At 48.5% G+C, this 8,464-nt stretch carries 10 protein-coding genes; 2 read left to right on the top strand and 8 right to left on the bottom strand.

Annotated elements, in window-relative coordinates; translation table 11 throughout:
• Positions 1 to 317: 317 nt before the first annotated feature.
• From Q1B11_RS19640 to Q1B11_RS19630, 3 genes are all read right to left on the bottom strand, one after another.
• Complete coding sequence (locus Q1B11_RS19640) at positions 318 to 1,688, bottom strand: undecaprenyl-phosphate glucose phosphotransferase (protein ID WP_299735605.1); 1,371 nt, start codon at positions 1,686 to 1,688, stop codon at positions 318 to 320.
• Positions 1,689 to 1,818: 130 nt separating this feature from the next.
• A complete protein-coding gene (locus Q1B11_RS19635) occupies positions 1,819 to 2,181 on the bottom strand; it encodes a hypothetical protein (protein WP_299735603.1) in 363 nt (120 codons plus the stop codon).
• A gap of 138 nt (positions 2,182 to 2,319) precedes the next feature.
• Positions 2,320 to 3,699 (bottom strand): phosphomannomutase CpsG, encoded by a 1,380-nt coding sequence (locus tag Q1B11_RS19630; RefSeq protein ID WP_299735601.1) that lies wholly within the window; start codon positions 3,697 to 3,699, stop codon positions 2,320 to 2,322.
• Positions 3,700 to 3,783: 84 nt separating this feature from the next.
• Between Q1B11_RS19630 and Q1B11_RS19625 the strand changes: the two genes are divergently transcribed.
• Positions 3,784 to 4,041: a BrnT family toxin gene (locus Q1B11_RS19625; RefSeq protein ID WP_299735599.1), complete on the top strand. Its 258-nt coding sequence runs from the start codon at positions 3,784 to 3,786 to the stop codon at positions 4,039 to 4,041.
• Entirely contained in the window at positions 4,031 to 4,264 is a 234-nt protein-coding gene (locus Q1B11_RS19620; RefSeq protein WP_299735597.1) for a CopG family transcriptional regulator, read from the top strand. Before Q1B11_RS19625 ends, Q1B11_RS19620 begins: the two co-directional genes overlap by 11 nt.
• Positions 4,265 to 4,363: 99 nt before the next feature.
• Here the strand turns inward: Q1B11_RS19620 and Q1B11_RS19615 are convergent, their stop codons facing one another.
• The 5 genes from Q1B11_RS19615 to Q1B11_RS19595 all read right to left on the bottom strand — a co-directional run bounded on the left by Q1B11_RS19615 (position 4,364) and on the right by Q1B11_RS19595 (position 8,345).
• Positions 4,364 to 5,902: a mannose-1-phosphate guanylyltransferase/mannose-6-phosphate isomerase gene (locus Q1B11_RS19615; protein ID WP_299735595.1), complete on the bottom strand. Its 1,539-nt coding sequence runs from the start codon at positions 5,900 to 5,902 to the stop codon at positions 4,364 to 4,366.
• A gap of 128 nt (positions 5,903 to 6,030) precedes the next feature.
• A complete protein-coding gene (locus tag Q1B11_RS19610; protein ID WP_299735593.1) occupies positions 6,031 to 6,318 on the bottom strand; it encodes a type II toxin-antitoxin system MqsA family antitoxin in 288 nt (95 codons plus the stop codon).
• Complete coding sequence (locus Q1B11_RS19605; protein ID WP_299735591.1) at positions 6,311 to 6,622, bottom strand: type II toxin-antitoxin system RelE/ParE family toxin; 312 nt, start codon at positions 6,620 to 6,622, stop codon at positions 6,311 to 6,313. The genes Q1B11_RS19610 and Q1B11_RS19605 overlap by 8 nt, the downstream gene beginning before the upstream one ends.
• A 189-nt stretch (positions 6,623 to 6,811) precedes the next feature.
• Positions 6,812 to 7,258, bottom strand: a complete 447-nt coding sequence (locus Q1B11_RS19600; RefSeq protein ID WP_299735589.1) for a GDP-mannose mannosyl hydrolase — start codon at positions 7,256 to 7,258, stop codon at positions 6,812 to 6,814.
• A gap of 124 nt (positions 7,259 to 7,382) precedes the next feature.
• Positions 7,383 to 8,345 carry a GDP-L-fucose synthase gene (locus Q1B11_RS19595; RefSeq protein ID WP_299735587.1) on the bottom strand — a complete coding sequence of 321 codons (963 nt, stop codon included), beginning with the start codon at positions 8,343 to 8,345 and terminating at the stop codon, positions 7,383 to 7,385.
• Positions 8,346 to 8,464: the final 119 nt, after the last annotated feature.

Below are 8,464 nucleotides of genomic sequence, written 5' to 3'. Positions count from 1 at the left end.
GCTTACTATGAGCTTTGCTCTTACCAATTTTGAACCACAAAGGCACAAAGGCACAAAGGAAAAGCGTTTTATGGGTAGGAGCTTACTATGAGCTTTGCTCTTACCAATTTTGAACCACAAAGGCACAAAGGCACAAAGGAAAAGCGTTTTATGGGTAAGAGCTTACTATGAGCTTTGCTCTTACCAATCTTGAACCACAAAGACACAAAGGCGCAAAGGAAAAGCGTTTTATGGGTAAGAGCTTACTATGAGCTTTGCTCTTACCAATCTTTTGCTTTTCTTCGTGCCTTTGTGTCTTTGTGGTTCAAAAAAAGCTTTTAATAAGCGTTCGGATCAACCCATCCCTTAAGAACCGTGGCAAACAGAATCTTAATATCCAGCCACAACGACCAGTTATTGATGTACTCCAGATCGTACTCCACCCGCCTGGCCATTTTATCCAGCGTATCCGTCTCACCCCGAAAGCCATTCACCTGAGCCAACCCGGTGATGCCCGGCTTCACTTTATGCCGCTTCATATACGACACCACCAGGTCTTTATAATACTCATTATGAGCAATGGCATGGGGGCGGGGGCCGACGATGGACATCCTTCCCTGCAACACATTAATAAATTGCGGCAACTCATCCAGACTGGTGCGGCGGATAAATGCGCCCACCTTTGTCACCCTCGGGTCGCCTTTGGTGGCCTGGGTCACTTTGCCTTCGCCTTCCACATGCATCTTCATACTGCGGAACTTATAAACCTCCACCGGCTGGCCAGAGGCCCCATAACGTTTTTGTTTGAACAACACCGGGCCGGGGGAGGATAGCTTCACCGCAATGGCCACCCCCGCCATCACCGGCGCTAACAGCGACACGGCAATAAGACCCAACACCACATCTGAGAGGCGTTTCAAAGCAGCATTGGCGCTGTCCATGGGGGAGCAGCTGATATCCAGAGAATAAAAATTACCAATCTTGGTGATGGTGTGGTTCAGCAGGGGCAAATCCTGCAGGCCGGGCATATAACGGATATTCGCAGTGCTGTGGCGCAGGGCATACATCACCGGCTTGAGCATGGTGTTTTTATTAAAGGGCAGGCAGAGCCAACACTCATCAAACTGATGGCCTGCCGCGAGCCAGCCATCCAGATCGGCCAGGGCCTGCTCATCGTTCTCGTGTTGAATCACATGTTGTAACCGATAGCCATAGCCGTTGTCTTTGGAGAAATACTCCCGCATGTTTTCAAAATTACGACCGTCGCCAATAATCAACACATGCCGTGTATTACGCCCCCGACGGCGGAACGACATCAACAGCCGATACAGGGTAAAGCGAATGGTCAACGCCATAGGAATGGCCAGCACAATCCACGTACCCAGCCAGATACGGGAATAACGCTCGGTGCTTTTGGTCATCACCAGAAACGCGATCAGCGCAACAAACGACAACGTCCAGGCAAGCCCCACCTTAAACAATCGCTCGCTGATGCGTTTACCCCGCCAGGGGGAATACACGTCGCACAAGAAAGAAAACACCAGCAACAACAGCGCCTGCAACCCCATGGCGTTGATATGATGGGTGGCATGGTCACCAAAGCGCAGGTATTCCGACAGCTCGGCGCAACCAAAAGCGACAAGCACATCCATCACCACCAGAGCAAACAGAGGGAGCCGGGAACGGCCCGATAACAACGAGGTAGGCATTTACCTAAAATCCATCTTTTTTTTGAACCACAAAGACACAAAGGCACAAAGAAAAGCAAAAGCTTTTTTTATAAGAGCTCTTACCAAAAAGCTTTTAATCTTTTCCTTCGTGTCTTTGTGCCTTTGTGGTTCAACAGCTTTTAACCTGCCGCCACTGCAACACCATAAAAGGCAAGGCAGCCAACAATAGCCCAGCGCAGGTCACCAGAAAATCCATCGGGTTGAAGCTACGCAGAGGGAAAACAAACTGCAAGCCTTCATCCAGCGCACAACCAATCACCAACAGCAATAACAACCAGCCCCGGTGCCAGAATCGTGAGCTGGCCAGATGCGCCAGGGCCGAAAGAATAAAGGCGAAAACAAAATGCATCTGCAGATTGCCGCCGAGAAAATGCTCAATACTGCCCCAGGCCCAGTGGCCATAGCCGAGGCTTTTACTGGCGGAGAGGATGACGATAAAGGCCAGCCAACCCAATGCTAAAATCCGTACCAAATCTATAACCTTTTTTGTGAACCACAAAGACACAAAGGCACAAAGTTTTTAGAAGCGCCTCTATGGTATGAGCTTTACTCTTACCAATCTTTTGCCCTTCTTTGTGTCTTTGTGCCTTTGTGCCTTTGTGGTTCCAAATCACTTCCGAATTAAACTCAGCAGTTCAGCCGTTTTGTCTTCCATCAACGCCACATCGCTCCGGCTCTCGACATTCAACCGAATCACCGGCTCGGTATTGGAAAGCCGCAAATTAAACCGCCACTGTCCCATATCCAGAGAGATACCATCGGTATGATCCGCCGCTACGGCATCCTTTTCATAAATCGCCAGCATCCGATCGATAGTCGCCTGTGGATCTTCCAGCGTACTGTTAATCTCACCGGAAGATGGGAACAGAGCAATCCTTTCCGCCACCAGTTCAGACAGCTTCTTACCTTTATGGGACATCAACTCCGCCACCAACAACCACGGAATCATCCCGGAGTCGCAGTAAGCAAAGTCACGGAAATAATGGTGGGCACTCATCTCGCCGCCATAGACAGCATCTTCTTCCCGCATCCGTTCTTTGATAAAGGCATGGCCGGTTTTGCACAGCACCGGCACACCTCCTGCGGTGGTGATCTGGTCGATGGTGTTCCAGGTCAAGCGAGGGTCGTGAATAATCTTGGCACCTGGATAGTGCGCCAGAAACGCCTCGCCCAACAGCCCGACAATATAATACCCTTCGATAAACTGACCTTTCTCATCAAAGAGAAAACAACGATCAAAATCCCCATCCCAAGCTATGCCCATATCGGCGTTATGCTCCAGCACCGCATCAATGGTTGCCTGCCGACAGTCGTGTAACAGCGGATTAGGAATCCCATGGGGAAAATTACCATCCGGCTCATGGTGAATCTTCACAAATTCCACCGGCACATCAAGGGCTTTGAACCGTTCTTCAATGGCATCAATCACATGCCCGGCAGCACCGTTACCGGCATTCACCACCAGTTTCAGAGGTTTCAGTTCTGCCGGTTTGATATACCCCAGAATATGCTCCACATAAGCATCAAGGTTACTGACCTTCTGATAAGACACCAATGAACTGTCTGGTCGTGTACTGAAAGCTTCGGTAAACACTTCTTCCGCCAACCGCTGAATCTCCCGCAGCCCGGTATCGCCAGAAATGGGTTTACTCTCTTCCCGCACCAGCTTCATGCCGTTGTAGTCTTTCGGGTTATGGCTGGCGGTCACCATAATACCGCCATCGGCTTTCAGGTGAGAGGTGGCAAAATAAACTTCTTCCGTACCGCACAGACCAATATCCACCACCTCGGCACCACCGGCTCGCAACCCATCACTCAGTGCCGCTTTTAACTCCGGAGTAGAAAGACGAATATCACCACCCACGATCATGGTTTTGGGCTTGAGGTATTCAGCCGTTGCCCGGCCAATACGCCAGGCAATATCTTCATTCAATTCATCAGGCATGCGGCCACGAATATCGTAGGCCTTAAAGCAAGAGAGAGTACTCATCAAAAATACCTAAAATGGCAATATGGTATATATTGACCTATATTTAAGGTGCCCTGTAGATATATATAAGACACCTACACAAAAATGTTTGAGTATGATCTGGCAAAGAGTCTCAGCAACCTGAAAAAGCATGGCATTGACTTTGATCAGGCTCAGAGCCTCTGGGAGGATGAAAACAGAGTGGTCATCAAGGCCATGACTTCTGAGGAGCCTCGTTTTCTGCTCATTGCCAAATACACCGGGAAGCACTGGACTGCCGTGTTTACGCCCCGTAACGATAAAACCCGAATTATTTCGGTGCGTCGCTCAAGACCCAAAGAGATAACCGCCTATGAAAGCTAAAGAGTTCGACCAGGCCTTTGATGAAGGCCACGACAGCATTGATGAACATATTGACTGGTCCAGCGCTCAACGCCCCGGCCTGGAAACCCGCCGAATCAATATCGACTTCCCGGAATGGATGATTGCGGCTCTTGATCGCGAAGCATCCAGACTGGGTATTGCCCGGCAGGCGGTGGTTAAAACCTGGCTGGCCGAAAAGCTGGATCAAGGAAAGCGGGGGTAGACTTAAAGAACGTCGCCCGCTACCCGCGGTCCGTTTACCCGCCAAAGGTAAAAGCGGTGCTTTTTCGGGCAGCGGGAGGCGGAAAGCGGGTAGCGTCAATCACGCCCTCCCGTACGTATCTTCAAACCGCACAATATCATCCTCACCCAGATACCCGCCGCTCTGCACTTCGATCATTTCCAGATCAAACTTACCCGGGTTTTCCAGTCGGTGAACAGTGCCAATGGGAATATAGGTCGATTGGTTCTCGGTGAGCAGAATTTCCTGATCGCCATTGGTGACCAGTGCGGTGCCTTTTACCACAATCCAGTGCTCGGCACGGTGATGGTGCATTTGCAACGAGAGCTGTGCGCCGGGTTTAACGGTAATGCGTTTCACCTGAAAACGGTCACCCATATCGATGGAATCGTAGGCTCCCCAGGGACGATAGACTTTGCGGTGCAGTTTTACTTCTGTGCGGTTTTCGGCCTTTAAACGGTCAACGATCTTTTTAACATCCTGCACCCGGTCTTTATGGGCTACCAGAATGGCATCGTCACTTTCGGTAATCACCAGGTCTTCCACACCCACCGTAGCAATGAGTTTTTTCTCACTGCGCACATAAGTGTTGCGGGTATCCTGCAGCAGAACATCGCCCAGAGTGGAGTTACCGGCGTCGTCTTTTTCAGAAATATCCGCCAACGATGACCAAGAGCCTACATCAGACCAACCTGCATCCAAAGGAATAACAACGGCGTCTTCCGTTTTTTCCATCACCGCATAATCGATGGATTCATCGGGGCAGGCCTTGAACGCCATTTCATCCAAGCGAACAAAATCCAGATCCGCATTCTGCACTTCCATGGCTTTCTGGCAGGCTTCCAAAATATCAGGGCGGAACTGATTCAATTCTTCCAGATAGCGGGAGGCTTTGAACAGGAACATGCCAGAGTTCCAGTAGTAGTCACCGGAAGCTAAATAACCCTGAGCCGTTTCCAGATCTGGCTTTTCCACAAACTGTTCAACAGGCATGCAAGAAGATTTGCCACGGAGGCACGGAGTCACGGAGTTTTCTTTTAAAAGCTTTTCGTCTTTTCTCCGTGCCTCTGTGCGACCACCATGGATGGTGGAAGTGTCGGTTTTGAAGGGATCATTAACCGACCCTTTGTGGTTCAACGCTTTTATGTAGCCATAACCCGTTTCCGGATGAGTAGGCACAATACCAAACGTGACCAGCTTACCATCACGAGCTGCTGGTAAAGCCGCCTCAACCGCTTGATGAAATGCTTGAACATCCTGAATTACATGATCCGCAGCCAGCACCAGTAACAAAGGATCTTTTTCTTCAGATACGGCCACTGCTTTCAGTGCTGCCAGAGCCACTGCAGGAGCTGTATTTCGCCCCACAGGTTCCAGAATAATTGATGAAGCTTTCCGGCCCATCTGCCGAAACTGTTCTGCTACAAGAAACCGATGCTCCTCATTGGCTATGACCAAAGGCGCAGAAATAAATTCCAGCCCGTCCAGCCGTGAAATGGTATTCTGCAGCATGGTCTGGTCATTCACCAACGGCAGAAACTGTTTAGGGTAGAGAGAACGGGACTGTGGCCAGAGGCGACTACCAGAGCCGCCGGACATGATAACGGGTATTAAATTCATGATTGGTTTAGTTATGAGTGATAGTTTTTGGGTTGCGGTATTTCAACGGACCTGCTGATGTAACTCAGGCATTCTCTGATAATTGATCGTGGTACCAGTCTGCTAACTAGTGAAGCTCTAAGGTTGGTTTAGCGTATTTCTTGAAACACTTCCGGGCATTGCTCTGCAATTCTGAGCAAAGCTTTTGCTGGGCCTTGTGGCGTTCTACGCCCTTGTTCCCAGTCTTGTACCGTTCGGATACTAACACCCATAAAGCCCGCAAATGCTGACTGGGAAAGTTGTAACTTTTTTCTGATTTCTTTTGCTGGTGATGGATCTGATAGAACAGAGGTCTTCAGCTCCCCTTTGCCAGCCTTAAAGGCTTTAATTTCTTCGATGCCATCAAGAATTTCTTGACCGATATCTCGTTCACTCATTTTCGATAGCCTCCGCAATTTTTCTAAGAATGTGGCCAGGCAAAGATGCTTGCTCAGACTTACTGTAAATGGTTAGCATCCACATTTCGTGGTCACTGTTTTTCCAGTAATAAATGACTCTAACGCCGCCACTTTTACCTTTCCCTTCTGTGGCCCAACGAACTTTTCGCACTCCGCCACTACCACGAACAATGTCGCCTGAATCAGGCTTTTCCTGTAGGTGCCATTGCAACATTCTGTATTCATCATCCGACAAATAATCAGGAAGCAGCTTGGTAAATTTGCTTGTTTCGATGAAAATCATAGATTATTGATTATACGGCATTGCCGTATTTTATCAAATTTTCTATTGCCTGTTATGATTCGTATTTAGGCATGATTTGAGTTGCAATGTTGTTATGAGTTTTGAGGGGTGAGGGATGAGTTCAAGCACCGCTTTTCTACTCTTAACTCATAACTCATAACTCACAACTCACAACTCACAACTCACAACTCACAAAAAATAATCTTTAGTATGTTGATGCACCTGCTCAGAAACCAGCAGCTCATCAACGGTAAACCAGCGGTAATCCTGATGCTGATCTGAAGGTAGATCGTTCAGGTTTATATCCAAAGTCAGCTCATAACCCAGCACCACATAATGCGTGCTGAAATCTTCACCAGAAAAGTTATCGGCATAAAAATGTTGATAAGTGCCTAAAAACCGGGCATCAGCCATTTCAGCATCCACCCCAAGCTCAACCGCTACTAAACGACGAAAGGCATCTTCCAATCGTTCATCTTTCTGAATCCGCCCACCGGGCACAAACCAATACCCCTGAGCAGGACGATTATTCCGCAACCCCAGCAGCACCTGCTCCTGATTATTGCGAACAATCAAATCGATCGATACCAGTGGGGTAGAGGCCACCACCTTTTTAAAGGTTTCCAGCTCCAACATCTTTTAAAAGCCTTTAACCACAAAGACACAAAGGCACAAAGAAGAGCGAAAGCTTTTTTATAAAAGAGCTTTTCATCTTTTCCTTTGTGTCTTTGTGTCTTTGTGTCTTTGTGGTTCAAAAAAATCAAACCGCCCGCAACTCCGCAGCATGTTCCAGAAACCACCCATAAGTAATTCCCAGCCCATCTTGCAAAGAAACCGATGCCTTCCAGCCCAGCCGTTCCAGCCGCGAAACATCCATCAGCTTGCGAGGCGCACCATCGGGCTTGGTGGTATCAAACACAATCTCACCCTCAAATCCCACCACTTGCTTCATGGTTTCAGCCAGTTCACGAATGGTGCAATCCACCCCGGTGCCCACATTAATGTGAGACATCATCGGTTGAGTATGTTCGCTGTAAATCGTCTTATCCAGATTCATCACATGGATACAGGCCGCTGCCATATCATCCACATGAAGAAACTCCCGCATCGGCGTTCCGGTACCCCAAACAACCACTTCTTTATCACCACGAAGTTTCGCTTCATGGAAACGGCGCATCATGGCTGGGATTACATGGCTGTTTTCCGGATGGAAGTTGTCGTTCTCACCGTAAAGGTTGGTAGGCATCACCGAACGGTAATCAACACAGTATTGACGATTGTATGATTCACACAACTTGATACCGGCAATCTTTGCAATGGCATAAGGCTCATTGGTGGCTTCCAGGTGGCCATTGAGTAATTCACTTTCCACCATCGGTTGCTGCGCCATTTTCGGGTAGATACAGCTCGAACCCAAAAACAACAACTGTTTAACACCTGCCCCATAAGCCTGATGGATAATATTGCACTCCATCATCAGGTTTTCATAAATAAACTCGGCAGGGTACGTGTTATTGGCGTGAATACCGCCCACTTTCGCCGCAGCCAAATACACCTGATCAATCTGTTCAGACTGAAAAAACTCAGCCACGGCACTCTGGCTGGTCAGGTCCAGCTCACGGCGACTCCGGGTCACCAGTTCAACATCAGCCTGTTCAGAAAGCTGACGAACAATAGCCGAACCCACCATCCCCTGGTGGCCAGCAACATATATCTTTTTCATAAAAGCCTTAAAAGCTTTGAACCACAAAGGCACAAAGGCACGAAGGAAAAGCAAAAGCTTTTTAATAAGAGCTCTTACCTAAAAAGCTTTTGCTCTTCTTTGTGTCTTTGTGCCTTTGT

The sequence above is a fragment of the uncultured Endozoicomonas sp. genome, assembly GCF_947495845.1.
Lineage (GTDB): Bacteria > Pseudomonadota > Gammaproteobacteria > Pseudomonadales > Endozoicomonadaceae > Endozoicomonas.
This window is presented reverse-complemented; position numbering and strand designations above follow the sequence as displayed.